This window comes from Pseudomonas sp. efr-133-TYG-5, assembly GCF_030209175.1.
In the GTDB taxonomy this organism is placed as follows: domain Bacteria; phylum Pseudomonadota; class Gammaproteobacteria; order Pseudomonadales; family Pseudomonadaceae; genus Aquipseudomonas.
In genome coordinates this window covers 208,402-228,593 of record NZ_JARVSM010000006.1, presented here as the reverse complement: position 1 = coordinate 228,593, position 20,192 = coordinate 208,402, and the positions used below count along the sequence as shown (strand labels likewise).

Annotated in this window: 21 protein-coding genes and 1 tRNA gene; 12 read left to right on the top strand and 10 right to left on the bottom strand. The window is 62.3% G+C overall.

Going from position 1 to position 20,192, the window contains the following annotated elements:
* The first annotated feature begins 55 nt into the window (after positions 1-55).
* Complete coding sequence (locus QRN70_RS20085; protein ID WP_285419650.1) at positions 56-1,384, top strand: Vps62-related protein; 1,329 nt, start codon at positions 56-58, stop codon at positions 1,382-1,384.
* On the opposite strand, the gene QRN70_RS20080 is transcribed toward QRN70_RS20085, so the two are convergent.
* Positions 1,365-2,120, bottom strand: a complete 756-nt coding sequence (locus tag QRN70_RS20080) for a substrate-binding periplasmic protein (protein WP_285419649.1) — start codon at positions 2,118-2,120, stop codon at positions 1,365-1,367. The genes QRN70_RS20085 and QRN70_RS20080 overlap by 20 nt on opposite strands.
* Before the next feature lie 194 nt (positions 2,121-2,314).
* Here QRN70_RS20080 and QRN70_RS20075 point away from each other — a divergent pair, with 194 nt between their 5' ends.
* Positions 2,315-3,580 (top strand): trypsin-like serine peptidase, encoded by a 1,266-nt coding sequence (locus tag QRN70_RS20075; RefSeq protein ID WP_285419648.1) that lies wholly within the window; start codon positions 2,315-2,317, stop codon positions 3,578-3,580.
* A 60-nt stretch (positions 3,581-3,640) separates the two neighbouring features.
* Here the strand turns inward: QRN70_RS20075 and hisF are convergent, their stop codons facing one another.
* From hisF to QRN70_RS20045, 6 genes are all read right to left on the bottom strand, one after another.
* Complete coding sequence (hisF, locus tag QRN70_RS20070; RefSeq protein WP_217831847.1) at positions 3,641-4,411, bottom strand: imidazole glycerol phosphate synthase subunit HisF; 771 nt, start codon at positions 4,409-4,411, stop codon at positions 3,641-3,643.
* Positions 4,412-4,524: 113 nt separating this feature from the next.
* On the bottom strand, positions 4,525-5,265 hold the full coding sequence (hisA, locus tag QRN70_RS20065) for a 1-(5-phosphoribosyl)-5-[(5-phosphoribosylamino)methylideneamino]imidazole-4-carboxamide isomerase (protein WP_285419647.1): 741 nt from the start codon (positions 5,263-5,265) through the stop codon (positions 4,525-4,527).
* A gap of 102 nt (positions 5,266-5,367) precedes the next feature.
* Positions 5,368-5,628 (bottom strand): DUF2164 domain-containing protein, encoded by a 261-nt coding sequence (locus tag QRN70_RS20060; protein ID WP_137218353.1) that lies wholly within the window; start codon positions 5,626-5,628, stop codon positions 5,368-5,370.
* Positions 5,629-6,267 (bottom strand): imidazole glycerol phosphate synthase subunit HisH, encoded by a 639-nt coding sequence (gene hisH, locus QRN70_RS20055; protein WP_027611254.1) that lies wholly within the window; start codon positions 6,265-6,267, stop codon positions 5,629-5,631.
* A complete protein-coding gene (gene hisB, locus QRN70_RS20050; protein WP_285419646.1) occupies positions 6,267-6,860 on the bottom strand; it encodes an imidazoleglycerol-phosphate dehydratase HisB in 594 nt (197 codons plus the stop codon). The genes hisH and hisB overlap by 1 nt, the downstream gene beginning before the upstream one ends.
* A 292-nt stretch (positions 6,861-7,152) precedes the next feature.
* Complete coding sequence (locus QRN70_RS20045; RefSeq protein WP_285419645.1) at positions 7,153-8,817, bottom strand: OFA family MFS transporter; 1,665 nt, start codon at positions 8,815-8,817, stop codon at positions 7,153-7,155.
* Between the two features lie 351 nt (positions 8,818-9,168).
* Here QRN70_RS20045 and QRN70_RS20040 point away from each other — a divergent pair, with 351 nt between their 5' ends.
* The 5 genes from QRN70_RS20040 (at position 9,169) to QRN70_RS20020 (ending at position 13,362) form a co-directional block, all read left to right on the top strand.
* The gene (locus QRN70_RS20040) at positions 9,169-11,397 is read left to right on the top strand and encodes an AsmA family protein (RefSeq protein ID WP_285419644.1); all 2,229 of its coding nucleotides are present in this window, start codon (positions 9,169-9,171) and stop codon (positions 11,395-11,397) included.
* Complete coding sequence (gene mutY / locus QRN70_RS20035) at positions 11,394-12,461, top strand: A/G-specific adenine glycosylase (RefSeq protein WP_285419643.1); 1,068 nt, start codon at positions 11,394-11,396, stop codon at positions 12,459-12,461. The genes QRN70_RS20040 and mutY overlap by 4 nt, the downstream gene beginning before the upstream one ends.
* A complete protein-coding gene (locus QRN70_RS20030; RefSeq protein WP_003220737.1) occupies positions 12,458-12,730 on the top strand; it encodes an oxidative damage protection protein in 273 nt (90 codons plus the stop codon). The genes mutY and QRN70_RS20030 overlap by 4 nt, the downstream gene beginning before the upstream one ends.
* 91 nt (positions 12,731-12,821) lie before the next feature.
* Positions 12,822-12,897: transfer RNA gene (locus QRN70_RS20025), tRNA-Phe, on the top strand.
* Positions 12,898-13,017: 120 nt separating this feature from the next.
* A complete protein-coding gene (locus QRN70_RS20020) occupies positions 13,018-13,362 on the top strand; it encodes a hypothetical protein (RefSeq protein WP_285419642.1) in 345 nt (114 codons plus the stop codon).
* Here QRN70_RS20020 and QRN70_RS20015 read toward each other — a convergent pair.
* The gene (locus tag QRN70_RS20015) at positions 13,359-13,808 is read right to left on the bottom strand and encodes a carboxypeptidase regulatory-like domain-containing protein (protein ID WP_285419641.1); all 450 of its coding nucleotides are present in this window, start codon (positions 13,806-13,808) and stop codon (positions 13,359-13,361) included. The two genes, QRN70_RS20020 and QRN70_RS20015, sit on opposite strands and share 4 nt — an antisense overlap.
* A 226-nt stretch (positions 13,809-14,034) precedes the next feature.
* Between QRN70_RS20015 and QRN70_RS20010 the strand changes: the two genes are divergently transcribed.
* The 3 genes from QRN70_RS20010 to QRN70_RS20000 are packed head-to-tail and all read left to right on the top strand — an operon-like array spanning position 14,035 to position 15,914.
* Positions 14,035-15,018, top strand: a complete 984-nt coding sequence (locus QRN70_RS20010; RefSeq protein WP_285419640.1) for an alpha/beta hydrolase family protein — start codon at positions 14,035-14,037, stop codon at positions 15,016-15,018.
* A gap of 20 nt (positions 15,019-15,038) precedes the next feature.
* Complete coding sequence (locus QRN70_RS20005; protein ID WP_285419639.1) at positions 15,039-15,455, top strand: hypothetical protein; 417 nt, start codon at positions 15,039-15,041, stop codon at positions 15,453-15,455.
* Between the two features lie 6 nt (positions 15,456-15,461).
* Positions 15,462-15,914 carry a hypothetical protein gene (locus QRN70_RS20000; protein ID WP_285419638.1) on the top strand — a complete coding sequence of 151 codons (453 nt, stop codon included), beginning with the start codon at positions 15,462-15,464 and terminating at the stop codon, positions 15,912-15,914.
* 84 nt (positions 15,915-15,998) lie between these two features.
* Here the strand turns inward: QRN70_RS20000 and QRN70_RS19995 are convergent, their stop codons facing one another.
* Positions 15,999-16,325 (bottom strand): hypothetical protein, encoded by a 327-nt coding sequence (locus QRN70_RS19995; protein ID WP_285419637.1) that lies wholly within the window; start codon positions 16,323-16,325, stop codon positions 15,999-16,001.
* Between the two features lie 368 nt (positions 16,326-16,693).
* Positions 16,694-18,085, bottom strand: coding sequence for a GABA permease (gene gabP / locus QRN70_RS19990; RefSeq protein ID WP_285419636.1), 1,392 nt, complete (start codon positions 18,083-18,085; stop codon positions 16,694-16,696).
* 552 nt (positions 18,086-18,637) lie between these two features.
* Here gabP and QRN70_RS19985 point away from each other — a divergent pair.
* Together QRN70_RS19985 and QRN70_RS19980 are read left to right on the top strand one after the other, a co-directional pair.
* A complete protein-coding gene (locus QRN70_RS19985; RefSeq protein ID WP_285419635.1) occupies positions 18,638-19,411 on the top strand; it encodes an ABC transporter ATP-binding protein in 774 nt (257 codons plus the stop codon).
* 13 nt (positions 19,412-19,424) lie between these two features.
* Positions 19,425-20,174, top strand: a complete 750-nt coding sequence (locus tag QRN70_RS19980) for an ABC transporter substrate-binding protein (RefSeq protein WP_285419634.1) — start codon at positions 19,425-19,427, stop codon at positions 20,172-20,174.
* Positions 20,175-20,192: the final 18 nt, after the last annotated feature.

Genomic DNA, 20,192 nt, shown 5'->3' with positions numbered 1-20,192 from the left:
GCGACCTGCAACAGGTCGCGGCGCCTTTGAGCCGCTTTCAATATCGGGATCAATCATGACCACCAACAACAACGTCGCCTCGCCCGCACGCCTCATGGCTGCCCTGCGCGTGGAAAACCTGCTGATCAATTTCACGGCGGAGTTTCACCGGATCTGGGACAACACCGGCTCCAGCTCGAAACCCGGCAGCTTCTGGCGCCCGACGCCGGCCCCGGATCTGCTGCCGGGCTACTTTCCCCTGGGCGACCTCGCCGTCGCCGGCCGGGACAACATCAATGAACAACGGCTGGTGGCGGTCGTCTGCGAGGGCGACCCAGGCGACAGCCCCGCCGGCCTCGGCAAGGCCCTGAGCAAGCCCGATGACTTTGAACTGGTGTGGCGCGACAAAGGCTCGCGGGCCAATGGCGACTGCTCGGTCTGGCGGCCGATCGCCCCTGAAGGCTATGTGGCGCTCGGACTGGTGTGCAGCAACGATCGCAGCAAGCCTTCGTTCAACGCGGTGCGCTGCGTGCGCGCCGACCTGGTCGTCGCCTGCGCGGTCGGCAGTCTGATCTGGAGCGACAAGGGCAGCGGCGCCGATCAGGACTTCAGTGCCTGGAGCGTGAATCCGCCGCCGGCGCCGGCCGGCGCGATCCATTTCGCCCCGGGCACCTTCGTCGGCGCCGGCAGCCACAGCCGGCCGACGACAGCGCTGGCTGCCTACGCGCTGCGCGTGCCGATTGCCTTGCAGATCGACACCCCGCCCGCGCTGCCCGCCCTCGGTGGCCACGCGCCCTCAACCGCACCGGAACCGGCCAAGGTCACGCAGATTGCCTGGCTGCCGTGGTTCGCGGTCAGGGACCCGGAGCTGCAGGCAGCCGCGCAATGGCGCACCTCACCGCTGTACCGCCTCGAACGCACCGATCAGTACGTGCTGGTCGGCCACGGGCATAACACGGGCACTGCCCGGCGTGCGTTCAAATGGAAGGCGAGCCGCATTCAGTCGGTGGTCGATCTGTGGAATTTCACCCGCAACACGTCGATCGATGTCGGCGTGACCTGGCAGAACAGCGCAGCGGCGCTGCAACCCTGGATCAGCTTCTCGGCGCGCCTGAGCGACGGTTTTGCCCACAGCGAATCCACGGCCAATGGCTGGACCAGCGGTACCGATGCCGACGTGATTGCCATGGTCGACAAGGGGTGTTTCGTGGCGCTGTATCAGCTGCAAAGCACCTACCGACTGCTGCGCGAGGACGGCTCGCAGGTGGCGAGCGAGCTCGGCTACACCGACATCGACAGCCTGCAACTGGTGGAATACCTGACCGCCGACGAGCCGCCCATGGCAGCTCAGGCAGCATCCGCGACGGCGGGCCAGGTAAACACGCTTACAGATAGCGCGCCATGATTTCGTCGACGGTGCCGTCCTTGCGCAGTTGATCGAGGGCGGCCTGGAGCTTGGCGACGGTTGCATCCGGCACATCTTTGTTCAGCGCCAGATACAGCTGGGCGCTGTTGAAGCGCAGCACGGTCTTCAGCCCCGTGACCCCGTCCTGGCGCGCCAGATAGCGCCCGGCGGGGTCGCCGGTGGCCCACAGGTCAATCTGACCGTTGACCAGTTTCTTCGCGTTGTCCTGATCGCGCAGAACCACCAGCGGCTTCAGGCCCTGCTTGGCCAGCGTCTCGGCAATCGCGTCGCCCTTGTAGGCGCCGATCCTGTACTTGCGCGCATCGTCCAGGGTTTGCAGGGTGATCTTGCTGTCCGCCTTGGCCAGCATGATCCAGTCATCCGGGCCGATCGGGCCGACCCACTTGAACAGCTTCTCGCGATCCGGCAGCCGCGCCATCACGAATACCCCGTAACCGGGATTTTCCAGGGCGAGTTTGTAGATGCGCTCCCAGGGGAAGCGCAGGGTCAGGCTGTAGGTGACTTCGGCGCGCTTGAACATCTCGCGGACAATGTCCGTGGCGATGCCATTGATGTTCTCGTCCTGGGCGAAATTCTTGCCGTTCCTGGCCATGTTGTACGGCGGGAAATTCTCGGTGAGCAGCACCAGGTCGGCATCGGGGTTATCCCCGGCATGGGCGCTGTTGATGCACAGCAAAGAGGCGCTGGCGAGCGCAAGAAGCAGGCGTTTGATCATGTCGGGCTACCGAAATCCATGGCGTGCCCAAGAGTGCCTTGCGGGTGTTGTGCTGTCTACTGGCCTTTTGATTTCAATGCCGTCACGACGTTTTCCGCCCTACATAGTTACCACCGCCCTCCCACCCGCAGCTGATTAATTGGGCCTGCCCGGCATGCGCCGGAACTCCACCCACTAATCAAAAGGCAACGCTGATGAAATCGCTTCCCCGCTTGCTGCTCAGTGCCATCGGCCTGATCGGCTCCACCTGCATCGCCGACACCCTCGACTACGGCGAAGGCCTGCAGAACCACGCACCGCCCATCACCCTCGACAACGCCGACCACAGCCGCGATCACTGGCAGGCGATCGGCCGCCTGCGTACCAACACCATCTGTACCGCGACCCTGATCGACAGCGGCCACACGCTTGAAGCGCGTACCCCGGCCTACATCCTGACCGCCGGCCACTGCATCGACCACTCCAACGGCCGGATCGCCACCGAACAGCCCATTCGCGGCAGCATCACGTTCAACTACTTTCTCGATGACGCAGCGCTCAAGACGTACCCGCTGAAGACCGTCAAATGGCGCAGCATGCAAGGCGTCGACATGGCCATCGTCGAACTGGACGTCAGCCTGCAGACCCTGGTCGAGCAAGGCATCAAACCGTTGAAACTGGCCACCGCCACGCCGGCCCCTGGCACCGAAGTACTGATCGTCGGCGCCGCGCTGAATGACACGCTGAAACTGGCCGCCTGCACCCTTGAGGCGGCACCCGATGTGATCGAAGACAAATGGGTCTGGCGCAGCAACTTCATGACCCGCTGCCAGGGCATGCGCGGCGGCAACTCCGGCAGTCCGCTGCTGGACCGTTATTCCAATGCCATCATCGGCGTGGTTGGCACCACCAACGAAGACCCGGGCTTGCCGCCGTGCGCGCTGAACGCGCCGTGCATACCGACGGGCAACGGCTATGTGGCGATCCAGGGCAATGTCTACGGCAACCCGGTCGCCCATCTGCACAGCTGCTTCTACCGCGGCATGCTGATCCAGCGAAATTGCCCGCTGTTTCCCACGTTCAATATCGAATCGGACCCGCCGACTCCGGTCAGCCACAAGGAAATCGAGAGGTCGGCGAATGGCCGGCCGGTCTTTCCCACATGGGCATATCGGTTCTCCATCGATACGGCCTTCTATCGCCACAAGACCGTTCGCCTGGCGAAACTGTGTGAGAACCCGCACAAATATTCCGCCGCCATCAGTGCGACCAATGCCGTAATCGACACGCGTATCGGTGCGCGTCCCGGACGTTATTTCCTGTGCATTGTCGGCGTGAATTCGGCGAGTAAGAAGCTTGAGGCAGGCGTGTTGAGAAATGCCTTGTCCGTGCCGATGGCGCTGACCGGCGCTGAGCCCTTCCCGCATCTCGATGCCCGGCTCGAAAGCCCTCAGGCCCACGCTGCACCGACGCAACAGTGACCGGCCATCCGAGCATGGGGAAAATCCCCCGGGGCCGTGGCTGCCCCGGGGGAGCGGCATTCAGCGCATGGTGATGCCGCGGTGAGCCATGTAGGCCTTGGCTTCCTGCACGGTGTATTCGCCGAAGTGGAAAATACTCGCCGCCAGCACTGCGCTGGCATGGCCTTCAAGGATGCCGTCGGCCAGATGCTGCAGGTTGCCGACGCCACCGGAAGCGATCACCGGAATGCCCAGGGCATCGCTGATGGCACGGGTCACGCCGAGGTCGAAGCCGTTTTTCATGCCGTCCTGGTCCATGCTGGTCAGCAGGATCTCGCCGGCGCCGAGGCCTTCCATTTTCTTCGCCCACTCGACGGCGTCGAGGCCGGTCGGCTTGCGCCCGCCGTGGGTGAAGATTTCCCAGCGCGGGGTTTCGCCCGGGCCGGAGACTTTCTTCGCATCAATCGCCACGACAATGCACTGCGAGCCGAAATGCTGCGCCGCTTCGCCGACGAATTCCGGATTGAACACCGCCGCGGTGTTGATCGAGACCTTGTCCGCGCCGGCATTGAGCAGGTTGCGGATGTCCTGCACGGTGCGTACGCCACCACCCACGGTCAGCGGGATGAACACCTGGCTGGCCATGCGCTCGACGGTATGCAACGTGGTGTCGCGGCCATCGACGCTGGCGGTGATGTCGAGAAAGGTAATCTCGTCGGCACCCTGCTCGTCGTAGCGACGGGCGATTTCCACCGGGTCGCCGGCGTCACGGATGTTCTCGAACTTCACACCTTTGACGACCCGGCCGTTGTCCACGTCCAGGCAAGGGATGATGCGCTTGGCTAACGCCATGGGCTTAATCTCCGATGTAAGAGTTGCAAGCTTCAAGCTACGAGCTGCAAGAGAGAGCCGATCACGGTCGAGCTTCTGACTTGCAGCTTGCAGCTTGCAACTTGGAGCTGCTTTTAACTGGTCGCGTAGCTATCGCAGAAGGCCTGCGCTTCTGCGACATCCAGCGTGCCCTCATAAATCGCGCGACCGGTGATTGCGCCGATGATGCCGGGCGCCTTGGCGTCGAGCAGCGACTTGATGTCGCCGAGGTTGTGGATGCCGCCGGACGCGATGACCGGAATCTTCGTCGCAGCAGCCAGCGCGGCGGTGAACGGGACGTTGCAGCCCTGCATCATGCCGTCCTTGGCGATGTCGGTATAAACGATCGCGGACACGCCGTCGGCTTCGAACTGCTTGGCCAGATCAATGACTTGCACGGTGCTGATTTCAGCCCAGCCATCGGTGGCGACGAAACCGTCCTTGGCATCCAGACCGACGATGATTTTGCCGGGAAACGCACGGCAGGCTTCGGCGACGAACGCCGGCTCTTTCACCGCTTTGGTGCCGATGATTACGTAGCTCACGCCAGCCTTGACGTAATGCTCGATGGTTTCCAGCGAGCGGATGCCGCCGCCGATCTGGATCGGCAGGTTCGGGTAGCGCCTGGCAATCGCGGTGACCACTTCGCCGTTGACCGGCTGACCTTCGAACGCACCGTTCAGATCGACCAGATGCAGACGACGGCAACCGCCCTCCACCCACTTGGCAGCCATGCTCACCGGGTCATCGGAGAACACTGTGGAATCTTCCATGCGGCCCTGGCGCAGACGTACGCAAGCGCCGTCCTTGAGATCGATTGCGGGAATAATCAGCATGCTTTTTCCTTCGTCAAAAGAGCGGCAAGCTGCAGCCATAAGCTGCAAGCGCGCACGCGCGTCTATCTGTTGCAGCTTGCAGCTTGACGCCTGCCGCTGCTCCTAATTTTTTTCGAGCGCCCACAGGTCGCTTTCGATGCTTTCAAACCGCTCCTTGAGGTGGGTCTGCACATCGAAAATCGCCCTGTTGTAATAGTGCGGAGCAATTTCGCGGGTAAACAGCTCAAGAATCTCCGCCGCTTCGAACGAACCCAGGTCCAGTTCGAAACGATCCTCCATGAACCGCTGGATCTTGCGGTTGGCCTCGCTTTCCTGTTCGGCAGTGAGGGTCAGGATCGGCGGCTTGGATTTCTTCGCGGCCATTTACCAGCGACCGTCCCACGCGGCGAAGTTCTGCAGCAGTTGCAGGCCATGGGTATGGCTTTTCTCCGGGTGGAACTGCACGGCGAAACGCGAGCCTTCGGCCAGCGCGGCAGCGAAATCGACCCCGTAATGACCGCTACCGACGACCTGCCGCGCATTGGCGGCAGCGATGTAGTAGCTGTGCACGAAGTAGAAACGCGCCATGTCCGGAATGTCATGCCACAGCGGGTGACTGACCTTCTGCTGCACTTCGTTCCAGCCCATGTGCGGGACTTTCAGGTGTTCGCCGTCTTCATGCAGGTCTTTGCCGAAGAACTTCACCGCGCCGGGGAACAGGCCGATGCAGTCGACGCCGTCGTTCTCTTCGCTGCTGTCGAGCAGGGCCTGCATGCCGACGCAGATGCCGAGGAACGGCCGATCCTGGCTGACTTCACGCACCAGCGCATCGAACCCCAGACGACGGATTTCCGCCATGCAATCGCGAATCGCACCGACGCCGGGGAACACCACCCGGTCGGCTTCGCGGATCACGTCCGCGTCACTGGTGATCAGCACCTTGCCGGCGCCGACGTGCTCGAGGGCCTTGGCCACCGAGTGCAGGTTGCCCATGCCGTAATCGATAACCGCGACCGTCTGCATTACAAAACGCCCTTGGTCGAAGGCATCTGCCCGGCCATGCGCTCATCCAGCTCGACGGCCATGCGCAGTGCGCGGCCGAACGCCTTGAACACGGTTTCGATCTGGTGGTGGGTGTTGCTGCCACGCAGGTTGTCGATGTGCAGGGTGACGTTGGCGTGGTTGACGAAGCCCTGGAAGAACTCCTGGAACAGGTCGACGTCGAAACCGCCGACGGTGGCACGGGTGTAGGGCACGTGCATCTGCAGGCCCGGACGACCGGAGAAGTCGATCACCACGCGCGACAGCGCTTCATCGAGCGGCACGTAGGCGTGGCCGTAGCGACGGATGCCTTTCTTGTCGCCAATGGCCTGGCTGAAGGCCTGTCCGAGGGTGATACCGACGTCTTCCACGGTGTGGTGGTCGTCGATATGCAGGTCGCCCTTGCTGACAATATCCAGGTCGATCAGCCCGTGCCGGGCGATCTGGTCCAGCATGTGCTCAAGAAAAGGAACACCGATATCGAATCGGGCCTTTCCGGTGCCATCAAGGTTGATCGAGGCTTTGATCTGGGTTTCCAGAGTGTCGCGCTCGACAGACGCCTTACGTTCGGCCATCACCAGCTCCGCAAAATCATTGGGCGAAAAAGGCAGCCATTATAGGCACGCGGGGCCGAAACAGAAACACGCGAGGTGATATGGCTGACGGACAGAAGCCCCGGCTGTCGCGGCTAGACATGTCCATACAAGCCATTACACACAGCCTGAAAACAAATGTGGGAGCGAGCTTGCTCGCGAAAGCGGTGGTTCAGCCGACAGCGATGTCGACCGATCTACCCTCTTCGCGAGCAGGCTCGCTCCCACAGGTGTTGGTGCCGGCCTGAGATATCGGGCCGGCAACTTCAGCGTCTTAGTGGAACAGTACCGCCGTCTTCTGCAGGGTCACCCACACACCCCACGCCAACGGAATACCCACCACCAGCCACGCCGCAATCGCCAGCGGCTTGCTGCCCGGCGCGGCTTTCCACTCCAGCACGGTGCTGCTGTCAGCACCCTTGTCGTGGCCCAGCGCCTGTTCGGCAGCCAGTTCGGCGTCGCTCATGAAGTACTTGTCGGCCACCGGACGTACCAGCAGGTTGCACAGGAAGCCCAGCACCAGCAGACCGGCGAGGATGTACAGGGTGATGTCATAAGCGGCGGCGCGTTCCACGCCGATGCTCAGCTGATACTCACGCAGGTAGTTCACCAGCACCGGACCCAGCACGCCAGCCGCGGCCCAGGCAGTCAGCAGGCGACCGTGGATCGCGCCGACCATCTGTGTCCCGAACAGGTCGGCCAGGTAGGCAGGCACCGTGGCAAAACCACCGCCGTACATCGACAGGATGATGCAGAACGCCGCCACGAACAGCGCAACGTTGCCCAGGTGCCCGAGGTTGGGGATCAGCGCGTACAGGGCAAAGCCCAGGGCGAAGAACACGAAATAGGTGTTCTTGCGGCCCAGGTAGTCGGAGAACGACGCCCAGAAGAACCGCCCGCCGATGTTGAACAGGCTCAGCAGACCGGTGAAGCCGGCAGCGATCGCGGCGATCGAGGCCAGTTGCCCGGCATCGAGCTGACCGAACGGCACGTCGACACCCAGCAATTTGCCACCGAAGACTTCCTGCAGCAGCGGCGAAGCCATGCCGAGGATGCCGATACCGGCAGACACGTTCAGGCACAGTACCAGCCACACCAGACGGAATTGCGGGGTTTTCCACGCCACATTCACGTGCACGTGACGGTGGGTGATCATCGCGTTCGCGGTTTTCTTCGCCGGCGCGGTCCAGCCCTCAGGCTTCCAGCCGGTTGGCGGCACGCGGTACGACAGGGCGCCACCGATCATGAACACGAAGTAGATCGCGGCCATCACCAGGAAGCTCTGCCACACGCCGACGCTGGTCGGCGAAGCGAAATGGCCCATCAGCGCCGCCGCCAGCGGTGCACCGACCATCGCGCCGCCACCGAAGCCCATGATCGCCATGCCGGTGGCCATGCCACGCTTGTCCGGGAACCACTTGATCAGGGTCGACACCGGCGAGATGTAGCCCAGGCCCAGACCGATACCGCCGATCACGCCGGAGCCGATCCACATCAGCCAGATCTGGTGGGTATACACCCCCAGCGCGGAAATCAGCAGACCGCCGCACCAGCACAATGCCGATACCACACCGGCCTTGCGTGGCCCGGCATGTTCCAGCCAGCCACCCCAGATCGCTGCCGAGCAGCCGAGGAAGATGAAGAACAGCGTGTAGATCCAGCCGAGCATGGAGATCGGCCAGTCGCACTGCGAAGAGAACACCTGTGCGATGAAGCTCATGTCCGGTGCGCAAGCCACTGGAGCCGTGATGCCCAGCGCCTTGGACAGCGGCAACCAGAACACCGAGAAGCCGTAGGCCATGCCGATGCACAGGTGGATGGCCAAGGCGGCCGGTGGAACCAGCCAGCGGTTGAAACCGGGCTTGGCGATGATGCGTTCCTTGGACAGGAACGCAGGCTGGTCGGCCTGCAGGCCGCCCGCCGTGATGCTCGTGCTCATTGTGTATCCCCCAATTATTAGTATGGTTCGCCAGCCACTGCTCACCCCCGGCCTTATGCACGCAGGCATGACCTTTTTTTGGGTGAAGCTCCTTGAAGGCGCGACGTTAAGTCGCAGAAGGACGGACGAACGGGCGAAGGTTACCATTTGCAGGTGACAGAAAAACCAAACTGATATCACCTTTTTCAGGTCATCTGATTCAGGTAGCGCCGCGCAACCTTGTCGACGAGCGTTGTCAAAGCGCTGCAACGCGCGCCGGCAGCGCATCGACGCACACTCGGCAGGGGGGCGCCCGGCAGCGCTATACTCCCCGGCTAAATTTCGAATTCGACTAACTACAAGGACTCGCCCATGAAAGCGTTCGGCAAAATCCTGGGTCTGGTACTTCTCGGGCTGTTGCTGATCATTGTGGCGCTGGGCTTTGCCCTGACCCACCTGTTTGATCCCAACGACTACAAAGACGAGATCCGCCAGATAGCCCGCGACAAGGCCCACATCGAGCTGACGCTCAATGGCGACATCGGCTGGAGCCTGTTCCCGTGGCTCGGCCTGGAACTGCACGAAGCCAGCGTCGCCACCCTGGCCAAGCCGGCCGAACCGTTTGCCGACCTGCAGATGCTCGGCCTGTCGGTGCGCGTGCTGCCGCTGCTGCGCCGTGAAGTGCAGATGAGCGACGTACGCGTCGAGGGCCTGAACCTGCGCCTGAACCGTGACAAGAACGGCCACGGCAACTGGGAGGACATCGGCAAGGTGCCGGCCGCGCCCCAGCCGGCCGGCAGCACACCGCCCGCGCCAGGCGAAACGGTGGCCGAAACGCCGGCCGCGGTGGAAAAACCGGCCCAGCCGATCCGCCTCGACATCGACAGCCTGACCGTCAACAACGCCCGCGTGGAATACAACGACGAGCTGACCGGCAAGCAGTTCAGCGCCGAAAGCATCCAGCTGAGCACCGGCGCGGTACACGATTCGACCAATATTCCAATCAAAGCCACGGCGTTCCTCGGCACCAATCAGCCTGTGCTGCGGGTGCGCACCGAACTCAACGGCGAGCTGCGCTTCGAACGCGCACTGCAACGCTACAAGCTCGAAGACCTGAAACTCAGCGGCGAAGTGGCCGGTGATCCGCTGCAGGGCAAGACCGTGACCTTCGCCGCCCAGGGGCAGTTGCTGCTGGATAAAGCGGCCAACGTCGCCGAATGGACGGGTATCAAGCTGTCAGTCAATCAGCTGCGCGCGCTCGGCGAACTGAAAGCCAACGACCTCGACAAGACTCCGCAGATCACGGGCGGCCTGTCGATCGCCCAGTTCGACCTGGCGAAATTCGTCGACAGCATCGGCCAGACCCTGCCGGCCATGGCCGAAGGCAGTCTGAGCAAAGTCGAACTGGTCAGCCGCGTGGCCGCCACGCCGACCAGCGTGGCGCTGGACAACATCAACCTGAAACTCGACGACAGCAGTTTCAGCGGGCGTATCGCCGTCGAGGACTTCGCCAGGCAATCGCTGCGCGCCGTCCTCAAGGCCGACACCTTCAACGTCGACCGCTACCTGCCGCCGAAATCCGCCCAGGCCAGCAGCGCCAGCCAGGTGCGCCAGGCCGAAGTCGCCAGCACCGAGGCCGACGCCATGGCCGGCGCCGGCAGCACGCCGCTGCCGGAGAAACCGAGCAAAAGCGCCTGGAGCACCGAGCGCCTGCTGCCGGTGGAACGCCTGAGCAAACTCGACGTCGACGCCGACCTGACCTTTGGCCAGTTGACCCTCGATAAACTGCCGATCCAGAACGCCGCGCTCAAGGCCACTGGCCAGGGCGGCCTGCTGACCCTGGAGAACCTGCGCGGCGAGCTGTACAACGGCGACTTCGAAGCCAAGGGCACCCTCGACGTGCGCCCGACCGCGCCCGTGCTGAAACTACAGACGCGGATCAACCGCGTGCCGGTGGAGAAGATCCTCGAAAGCCAGGGCAAGAACCCGCCGGTCAAGGGCCTGGTCAATCTCGACAGCACACTCACCGGCAGCGGCAACAGCCAGCAGGCGCTGATCGACAGCCTCAACGGCAACGCCAGTTTCGTCATCAACAACGGCGTGCTGCTCAACGCCAACCTCGAACAGCAACTGTGCAAAGGCATCGCCACCCTCAACCGCAAATCCCTCAGCGGTGAGCCGCGGGGCAAGGACACGCCGTTCCAGGAGCTCAAGGGCAACCTGACGCTGCGCAACGGCGTGGCGAGCAATCCGGACCTGAAAGTGCGTATCCCGGGGATGACCGTCAACGGTGACGGCGACATCGACCTGCGGGTGCTGGGCATGGACTACCGCGTCGGCATCATCGTCGAAGGCGACACCAGCGCCATGCCGGATCCGGCCTGCCAGGTCGGCGACAAATTCGTCGGCATCGAGTGGCCGCTGCGCTGCCGCGGTCCGCTGGAACTGGGCGCCAAGGCCTGCCGCGTGGACAACGAGCGCCTCGGCCAGGTCGCGACCCGACTGGCCGGCGACAAGCTCAGCGAAAAAATCGACGAGAAACTGGGCGATAAAGTCAGCCCGGAACTGAAAAACGCATTGAAGGGGCTGTTCAAGCGATGACAGCGGAGCAGTTTTCCACGGCGGTGCTGGAATGGTTCGACCGCCACGGCCGCCACGATCTGCCCTGGCAGCAGGACATCAACCCTTACCGGGTGTGGGTCTCGGAGATCATGTTGCAGCAGACCCAGGTCAGCACCGTGCTCAACTACTTCGACCGCTTCATGGCCGCGCTGCCGACGGTCGAAGCGCTGGCCGCGGCGCCCGAGGACGAGGTCCTGCACCTGTGGACCGGGCTGGGTTACTACACCCGCGCGCGCAATCTGCAGAAGACCGCGAAGATCGTCGTCAGCCAGTACGCTGGCGAGTTTCCCCGGGATGTGGAAAAGCTCACGGAGCTGCCGGGTATCGGCCTGTCCACCGCCGGCGCCATCGCCAGCATCAGCATGGGCCTGCGCGCGCCGATCCTCGATGGTAACGTCAAACGCGTGCTGGCGCGCTTTACCGCGCAGGAGGGCTACCCCGGCGAGCCGAAGGTCGCCAGACAGCTGTGGGCCAACGCCGAGCGCTTTACCCCGCATGATCGGGTCAACGCCTACACCCAGGCGATGATGGATCTTGGCGCGACGCTGTGCACCCGCAGCAAACCGAGTTGCCTGCTGTGCCCGCTGGAAAAGGGCTGCGAGGCGCACATGCTCGGCCTCGAGACGCGCTATCCGATCCCCAAGCCGCGCAAGGCCATCCCGCAGAAACGCACGCTGATGCCGCTGCTGGCCAATGGCGACGGCGCGATCCTGCTTTACCGGCGCCCGTCCAGTGGCCTGTGGGGCGGTTTGTGGAGCCTGCCGGAACTCGATGACCTCGACGACCTGCAACACCTTGCCGACCAGCACTCGCTGGCACTGGGCGAGCAGCAGGCGCTGCCGAGCCTGGTCCACACCTTCAGCCATTTCCAGCTGTCCATCGAACCGTGGCTGGTTCAGGTCCAGGAGGCCGGTCAGCACATGGCCGAGGCCGACTGGCTCTGGTATAACCTCGCCACCCCGCCGCGCCTGGGCCTCGCCGCTCCGGTCAAGACCTTGCTCGAACGCGCGGCCGCCGTATTGAACGCAGGAGAGTCGTCATGACCCGCACCATCATGTGCCGCAAGTACAAAGAAGAACTGCCCGCGCTGGAACGCGCTCCCTTCCCGGGCGCCAAAGGTCAGGATATTTTTGACCACGTCTCGGCCAAGGCCTGGGCTGACTGGCAAAAACACCAGACCCTGCTGATCAACGAAAAGCGCCTGAACATGATGAACGCCGAAGACCGCAAATATCTTCAGGGCGAAATGGACAAGTACTTCTCCGGCGAGGATTACGCCAAGGCCGAAGGCTACGTGCCGCCAGCCGAATAACCCGGGGATTTCGTAAGCGACGGAATTAATTTAAGAAATTTTCAAAAAGTCGTTGACGTAAATCTGAAAAACCCTTTTAATGCGCCCCGTTGCCCAGATAGCTCAGTCGGTAGAGCAGGGGATTGAAAATCCCCGTGTCGGCGGTTCGATTCCGTCTCTGGGCACCAAATACCGAAAACCCTGAATCGCAAGATTCAGGGTTTTTTTATGCCCGGGATTTGTGCAACGCTGGTTTTCAGCCTGGGCATTCGCACCAGCCCGCCCCTTACGGAAAAGGGTCATCCCCGATGAATCAGAAACGCACTCGCGTGCCCCTGCCCCATCCGCCGCCCTATCGACCGAGCCGGGCGTCCTTCTGGCTGACGGTTGTGGTCGGCCTGTTGCTTGCCTTTACCATCGGCGCTTCGATTTACCTGCTCGTCGACAGCCTGATCAATGGCGCGATCAGCACCCACAACCGCACCGGACCCCGCCACACCTATTCCCTGGCCCTGCAACCGCGGATGTTCTGGTTCGAAGTCGTCTGGCAAAGCCTCGTCACCCTGTTGCTGCTGAGCATCTCGGTGTTCGGGCTGTGGGCCTGTCGCAAGGCTCAGGAGCCGGCAGACAGGCGCGGACGCGCCAGGCACTAATTATCGCCATCCCAATGGAACACCAGATTGCGTGCATTGCCGCTGCCGACATCGGTGACGTCCTGGCGGGTGACGCCGTTGCGCGTAGCCTGCACCGAGTACTTGCCCGGCGGCAGTTGCACATACACCAGAGGCCCGGCCTGCTTCAGATTGAACACGCTCGGGCCCGGCGCCTTGGATATCACCAGGTCGACATCGGGGATGTATTTGTTATCCACACCGACGGCGAAGGTCATGTGCAGGTTGTAACCGCCGGCTTGCTGGATGGATCTGGCCTCATCCTCGCCGATCCCGCCGGACAGGTAGCGAATGCCGTTTTGTTGCTGCGGCTCGACCTGCACCCCGGCACTGTCGACAGGCCCGGGACTGGTAGCCTGCGCCATTAGCGGGAACAGCAGCACAGCGACGGCAGTGACCGGCAACAACAGGGAAAGAACGCGTTTCATGATGGACACTCCCGGGTTCTTGCAGAACCCAATCGTTACCTTCGTTAGATTTGCCGGCGCGGGAGCGGTTTTAGATTGATTGCGACTTGGGCCGTGCACGAAAAGCACTACAGTCAAACCCGCCAAAACGGCTTGAGCCGCGCATTGAGTCACCCGAGCAGCCCCCTCTGTTACGAGCGTCTGCTGCTGAGCTATCGTTGCCAGCTACCCGCAAAGGTCGAGCGCCATGAGTTTGCAGGACACGCCCGCACTGGAAGATATTCAACCTGGATCGTCCGCCAGCGCTGACTGGCAGGACGCGCCTTTCCAGGAAACGGCCGCCGACGGCTACCTGCTCGGCGGCTTCACCTGGCGCCATGCCCTGGCCGACGCGCAGCGCCCGGTGGTGATCATCAACGCTGCCACCTCGGTGCGCTGCCGGCATTACTCGCGCTTTGCGGCCTACCTGTTCGCCCATGGCTTCGACGTCATCACCTACGACTACCGGGGCATCGGCGAATCACGCCCGGCCATGCTGAAGACGCTGCAGGCATCGTGGACCGATTGGGGCGCACTGGATTTCGAGGCGATACTCAAGCGTGCCCAGCGGGAATTCCCGGGGCAGCCCATTGATGTCGTCGGTCACAGCTTTGGCGGCTGCGCGGCAGGGCTGGGCGCCAGCGGGCAGGTGATCCGACGGATGGTGACGGTCGGCGCGCAATTCGCCTACTGGCGCGACTACGCGCCGGCACAGCGCTGGCGGATGTTCGCCAAATGGCATGTAGTGATGCCGTTGCTGACGCGGTTCTGCGGCTATTTCCCCGGCAAGCGCCTCGGCTGGCTGGAGGACACCCCGGCCGGCGTGGTACGCGACTGGAGCACGCCGGCCGCACGTTATGAACAGCGCCCCAGTGGTCGCCTGCTGGTCGCGCGCGACGCCAGCCTGCCGTTCGCCAACGTCCGCGCCCAGGTCCTGGCGATCAGCATCGGCGACGATCCCTACGGTACGGTTGCCGCCACCGAACGCCTGCTCGATTACTTCACCCACGCGGCAAAAACCCACCTGCGCATCGAGCCGCAGGACATCGGCGAAGCACAAGTCGGACATTTCGCCTTTTTTCGCAGCGCATACCAAGCCACACTATGGCCCATCGCTCTGACCTGGCTGCAAAGCGGCGCACTGGCCCCTGCTACACCCGGGCGGCAAGTGCCACGCAGCCAAGCCCTTTAACGCACCACGGAACAACACCCATGGCCTCCGCCAACAAGCAGCAAAAACGCGCCTCCCGGGCCAAAGCCAAGGCCAAGCAAAATCGCACCAAACGTGCCGAGGCGCCGGTCGAGCTGGACCCGAACGACGACCGTATCGATTTCGAATCGGTGGACCTGACCGAGCTGTTCAAGAAAATGATCGACGCCGAGAAGCTCAGCCAGCAGGCCATGTGCCGCGCGTTCCTCGAAGACCCGCTGCTGGAACTGGTCTACGAGCAGGAAGGCGAAGAAGGCGCGATGGATTTCATCCTCGCCGCGCTGATCGAGTATCGCCAGTGGTCCAAGGAGACTGACGAAGCCGGCGCCCTGGCGTGGATCGAGTCCCCGGCCTTCCAGGCCGATTATGTAGCGGCATCCGATGCGATCGCCGCGCAAACCCAACAGCAAGCGAACTGAGTTCCCATGGCATCCCTGAACAAGCAACACAAACGCGCCAAACGCGCCAAGGCCAAGGCCAAGCAAATCCGTATGGTCGGGCGCAAGCCGCTGGCCCAGGACGATGACCTCGGCCATCTCGCCGAGCCGATCCCGGAATACACCCTGGCGATGTTCAGCAAAATGCGCGATGCCGAAGCCATCGGCCGCCAGGACATGCTGCTGACCCTGCTGTCCGAACTGGCCGGCATCATCAGCGATCACCCTGAACTGCTGGACATGGACAACGCCGAGAACGAAGCCATGGCCGCCACCCACCTGGCGGCGGACATGCTGATCGACTACCGCATGTGGGCCGACGGCATGGATCGCGACACGGCCCAGGCATGGCTGACCGAGCCGCAATTCATCAGCGACTTCGGCGATGCTCTGGACGTCTACCGCCAGTCGCTGGAAGCCAGCGCGCCGCAGGCCGAGTAACACCCACGGCCGATGTGCAAACGCAAAACGGGCGCAATCATCACTGATTGCGCCCGTTTTTTTGCCGCACAAGACTGTTCAGTCTCAGGCAGCGACGCCTTCCAGACGCGGGATTTCCATGCCGATCTTCGAGCTGGCGTAGCTCAGGTCGCCGCTGGCGATCGACTGGGCCTTGAAACCGGCGCCGATCAGGTCACGCACGAACAGCTTGTTGTAGATGAACATGAACACCAGGTTGCTCAGGCCGAACGTGAAGCAGGCCAGGACAAACATGATCGCCGCCCACTTGATGTCGCCACGGAACAGCGGCGGCAGGAAACCGAAGAAAAACACGGTCCACGAGAAGCCGATCGGCGCCTCTTTCATCGCACCGGTATTAGGGTTTTTGAATACAACCGATGTAAACGCCATGCTTGTCTCTCCTTGAGGCCCCGATAAGTTCACTCAATCGCCGGGCTAGCTCGATTCAGCTGTGATCGTTCGCCAGCCACAAATGGCAGGCAACACAAATGCATCGCGGCACAGGCACACGATGAGGAGGCAGGCGGGAAAGGGTCGACGATATGAGCCGCAAGGCTGGGGCGTGACGAACAATCCATGTCCTGAAACTCCTGGCACCCGGTAACACCGGGATACACATTCGCGGGAAGGCTACTATCTAGCCATCACCGTGTCCATCACGAGTGCCAGCAATTGAATCAGCGCAGGCCCAAAAGCGAACGACCGCGATCATCACTGATCGCGGTCGTTCGTTTTACAGCCAGAGGTTGCGCGCTGAATCAGCGGGCCACGGCGACGCTCAGTTTCTCCTGGCGACGACGGCGCGCCACCAGCAGACCGGCAGCCACCACCAGCAGGCTCAGCAGGCCGGTGGCGAGGATTTCCACGCGGTGTGCTTCCTGGAACAGCATGATGGTCAACGCGGCGATGATGAACACGATCACCGCATAGGTCAGGCCCGGGAACAGCCACATGCTGAAGACGATTTTCTCGCCGCGGGCCATGCGCTGCTTGCGCATGCGCAGCTGCGAGAACGCGATCACCAGGTACACCAGCAGCGCGATGGCGCCGGAGCTGGCCAGCAGGAATTCGAACACGGCGGCCGGGGCCACGTAGTTGGCGAACGTGCAGAGGAACGCCGCGCCGGTGGACAGCATCACCGCCCAGTAAGGCGTGCCGCTCTTGTTGGTACGGGTCGACATGGCCGGCGCATCGCCGCGCTTGCCCAGGGAGAAGAGCATGCGCGAAGAGGTGTAGAGCGCCGAGTTCAGGCAGCTGGTGACCGCGACCAGTACGACGATGTCGACGATCATCTTGGCGTTCGGGATACCCATGCGCTCAAGCACGGTCTGGTAGGAACCGAGGTTGGCCAGGGTCGGATCGTTCCATGGCACCAGGGCCACGACGATGAAGATCGATACCAGGTAGAACAGGCCGATCCGCCAGATCACCGAGTTGGTGGCCTTGGAGATCTGCTTGCCCGGGTTCTTCGATTCGGCGGCCGCGATGGTCACGATCTCGGTACCCATGAAGGAGAACATGGTGGTCAGGATCGCGCCCAACACAGCGCCCATGCCGTTGGGCAGGAAGCCACCGCTGTCGAACAGGTGCGAGACACCGCTGACCTGGCTGTTCGGCAGGAAGCCGAAGATGGCCGCGATGCCGAGGATGATGAAGCCGATGATCGCCACCACTTTGAGCAGGGCGAACCAGAATTCGAACTCACCGTAGTTCTTCACGCTGAACAGGTTGGTCACTGTCAGCAGCAGGGTGATGATCAAGGCGAAGGCCCAGATTTCGACACCGGGGAACCACGCGTGGAGGATGGTCGCGGCGGCGTTGGCCTCCAGCGGGATCACCAGGACCCAGAACCACCAGTACAGCCAGCCGATGGTGAAACCGGCCCAGTGCCCGATGGCACGGTCGGCATACGTCGAAAAGGAACCGGTGTCCGGCGAGGCGACCGCCATTTCGCCGAGCATGCGCATGACCAGCACCACCAGCGTACCGGCGGCAGCGTAGGCCAGCAGCACGGCAGGACCGGCAGCAGCGATGGCGTGGCCGGAGCCAACGAACAGACCGGCGCCGATCACACCGGCGATCGACAACATGGTCACATGACGCGGTTTGAGCCCCTGTTCGAGGCCATTGGAGCTTGGGGTACTGCTCATCGAAACTACCTTTGCGAGGAAAGCGATTGCGTCCGGCCCGTCTGGTTTTCCTTCTCGTAAAAAGAAACCAACGGGGCGTTCCAGATTCTGCACGCAATAAATGCGCCAAAATGTTTCAGAGTCTTCTGCCTCGCGGTTTTGCGCGCGACCGGACAGTCATCGCAAGCCATTGAGATTACTGGCAATTCGCCAGAACGTTACCCTGCGACTCACTTTTTAAACGAATCCGCGCACCAGAAACACACGGAAAAAGTGTGGGATGCACAATAAAAGGGCGAATCGGCTACGTTCGGCCGGATAGCGCTTCCAAGACCCCGCCAAAGGTGGCAACATCGCGCCTTTTTTTACGCGACACCCACGGGAATCAACGTTCAAACACCCGTTCGGTTGTTGATGGGGCGACAGTCTGCTGTGCCGATGCGACAACCTGTCACACGCCATCCGTTTACCGCCCGTAGCGCTGTTGGCTGCCATTGAAACGCTATGCTAGCTTGGCCGCCTCGCCAGGAAGGCCGACCAACAGCAGGAGCGCAACATATATGAGGAACGCACATGGCTGAGGCCACGCCCGCGCTTGAAATCCGCAACCTGCACAAACGCTACGGACAGCTTGAGGTGCTCAAAGGCATCTCGCTGACCGCCCGCGACGGCGATGTGATCTCGATCCTGGGTTCCTCCGGTTCCGGCAAGTCCACGTTCCTGCGTTGCATCAACCTGTTGGAAAACCCGCACCAGGGCCAGATTCTGGTGGCCGGGGAAGAACTCAAGCTCAAGGCCGCCAAGAACGGCGAGCTGGTTGCCGCCGATGGCAAGCAGATCAACCGCCTGCGCAGCGAGATTGGTTTTGTATTTCAAAACTTTAATCTGTGGCCGCACATGAGCATCCTCGACAACATCATCGAAGCCCCGCGCCGCGTACTCGGCCAGAGCAAGGCCGAGGCCATCGAATTCGCCGAAGCCCTGCTGGCCAAGGTCGGCATCGCCGACAAGCGGCATGCCTATCCGGCGCAGCTGTCCGGTGGCCAGCAGCAACGCGCGGCGATCGCCCGTACGCTGGCGATGCAGCCCAAGGTGATCCTGTTCGACGAACCCACCTCCGCGCTTGACCCGGAAATGGTCCAGGAAGTACTTAATGTCATCCGCGCACTGGCCGAAGAAGGCCGCACCATGCTGCTCGTGACCCACGAAATGGGCTTCGCCCGTCAGGTCTCCAGCGAAGTGGTGTTCCTCCACCAGGGGCTGGTGGAAGAGCAAGGATCGCCACAGCAGGTGTTCGACAACCCGCTTTCGGCGCGCTGCAAACAATTCATGTCCAGCAACCGCTAACGGAGCAACATGCATGCAGAATTTTAAAAAGGTCTTCCTGGCAGCCGCTGTCACCCTGGCGTTCAGCGCCGGTGCCATGGCCGAGACCCTGAAGATGGGCATCGAAGCGGCTTACCCGCCGTTCAACAATAAAGACGCGAGCGGCCAGGTGGTCGGTTTCGACAAAGACATCGGCGACGCCCTCTGCGCCAAGATGAAAGTCGAATGCACCGTGGTTACTTCCGACTGGGACGGCATCATCCCCGCGCTGAACGCCAAGAAGTTCGACTTCCTGATCTCCTCGCTGTCGATCACCGAAGAGCGCAAGGGTGCGGTGGACTTCACCGATCCGTACTACTCGAACAAGCTGCAATTCATCGCGCCGAAAAACGTCGACTTCAAAACCGACAAGGATGCGCTCAAAGGCAAGATCATCGGCACGCAGCGCGCCACGCTGGCCGGCACCTGGCTGGAAGACACCTACGGCAGCGATGTCGAGGTCAAACTCTATGACACCCAGGAAAACGCCTACCTGGACCTGACTTCCGGTCGTGTCGACGCGATTCTCGCGGACAAGTACGCCAACTACGACTGGCTGAAAACCGACGCCGGCAAGAACTACGAGTTCAAGGGTGACCCGGTCGTGGAAAGCGACAAGATCGGCATCGCCGTGCGCAAGGGTGACCCGCTGCGCGAGAAGCTGAACGCCGCGCTGAAGGAAATCGTCGCCGACGGTACCTACAAGAAGATCAACGACAAGTATTTCCCGTTCAGCATCTACTGATCTGACCTGCGGGACCGG

Coding starts and splice junctions, on each gene's coding strand:
- QRN70_RS20085 (WP_285419650.1), top strand. CDS start 56: ATGACCACCAACAACAACGTCGCCTCGCCCGCACGCCTCATGGCTGCC.
- QRN70_RS20080 (WP_285419649.1), bottom strand. CDS start 2,120: ATGATCAAACGCCTGCTTCTTGCGCTCGCCAGCGCCTCTTTGCTGTGC.
- QRN70_RS20075 (WP_285419648.1), top strand. CDS start 2,315: ATGAAATCGCTTCCCCGCTTGCTGCTCAGTGCCATCGGCCTGATCGGC.
- hisF (WP_217831847.1), bottom strand. CDS start 4,411: ATGGCGTTAGCCAAGCGCATCATCCCTTGCCTGGACGTGGACAACGGC.
- hisA (WP_285419647.1), bottom strand. CDS start 5,265: ATGCTGATTATTCCCGCAATCGATCTCAAGGACGGCGCTTGCGTACGT.
- QRN70_RS20060 (WP_137218353.1), bottom strand. CDS start 5,628: ATGGCCGCGAAGAAATCCAAGCCGCCGATCCTGACCCTCACTGCCGAA.
- hisH (WP_027611254.1), bottom strand. CDS start 6,267: ATGCAGACGGTCGCGGTTATCGATTACGGCATGGGCAACCTGCACTCG.
- hisB (WP_285419646.1), bottom strand. CDS start 6,860: ATGGCCGAACGTAAGGCGTCTGTCGAGCGCGACACTCTGGAAACCCAG.
- QRN70_RS20045 (WP_285419645.1), bottom strand. CDS start 8,817: ATGAGCACGAGCATCACGGCGGGCGGCCTGCAGGCCGACCAGCCTGCG.
- QRN70_RS20040 (WP_285419644.1), top strand. CDS start 9,169: ATGAAAGCGTTCGGCAAAATCCTGGGTCTGGTACTTCTCGGGCTGTTG.
- mutY (WP_285419643.1), top strand. CDS start 11,394: ATGACAGCGGAGCAGTTTTCCACGGCGGTGCTGGAATGGTTCGACCGC.
- QRN70_RS20030 (WP_003220737.1), top strand. CDS start 12,458: ATGACCCGCACCATCATGTGCCGCAAGTACAAAGAAGAACTGCCCGCG.
- QRN70_RS20020 (WP_285419642.1), top strand. CDS start 13,018: ATGAATCAGAAACGCACTCGCGTGCCCCTGCCCCATCCGCCGCCCTAT.
- QRN70_RS20015 (WP_285419641.1), bottom strand. CDS start 13,808: ATGAAACGCGTTCTTTCCCTGTTGTTGCCGGTCACTGCCGTCGCTGTG.
- QRN70_RS20010 (WP_285419640.1), top strand. CDS start 14,035: ATGAGTTTGCAGGACACGCCCGCACTGGAAGATATTCAACCTGGATCG.
- QRN70_RS20005 (WP_285419639.1), top strand. CDS start 15,039: ATGGCCTCCGCCAACAAGCAGCAAAAACGCGCCTCCCGGGCCAAAGCC.
- QRN70_RS20000 (WP_285419638.1), top strand. CDS start 15,462: ATGGCATCCCTGAACAAGCAACACAAACGCGCCAAACGCGCCAAGGCC.
- QRN70_RS19995 (WP_285419637.1), bottom strand. CDS start 16,325: ATGGCGTTTACATCGGTTGTATTCAAAAACCCTAATACCGGTGCGATG.
- gabP (WP_285419636.1), bottom strand. CDS start 18,085: ATGAGCAGTACCCCAAGCTCCAATGGCCTCGAACAGGGGCTCAAACCG.
- QRN70_RS19985 (WP_285419635.1), top strand. CDS start 18,638: ATGGCTGAGGCCACGCCCGCGCTTGAAATCCGCAACCTGCACAAACGC.
- QRN70_RS19980 (WP_285419634.1), top strand. CDS start 19,425: ATGCAGAATTTTAAAAAGGTCTTCCTGGCAGCCGCTGTCACCCTGGCG.